Genomic DNA, 230 nt, shown 5'->3' with positions numbered 1-230 from the left:
CGCCCGCCGGGAGGTCCTGGGGGGTGTGGGGCCCAAGGCCCGGGCAGAGGCGATGGCCCGGGCCAGGAAGCGGCTTAAGGAAGACCGGAAGGCCTTAGTGGCCCTGAGGGCTCGGGTGCGCCTGGCCAGGCGCCTGTTGGCCAAAGGGCCTGAGGGTTTCCAGACGGAGGAAGGCGAGAAGGCTACGGATCAGCAGGGGCAGGTAGAAGGCCAGGAGCACCAGGAAGAGC

At 69.6% G+C, this 230-nt stretch carries 1 pseudogene; it reads left to right on the top strand.

Annotated elements, in window-relative coordinates:
• Positions 1–230 (top strand): annotated as a pseudogene (locus tag AC27GT_RS01735) (lyase family protein); the annotation flags it as partial.

Source organism: Thermus sp. KWY1, assembly GCF_057547025.1.
Note: the sequence above shows the minus strand (reverse complement) of the source record. Positions and strands in the feature narration are given on the sequence as shown.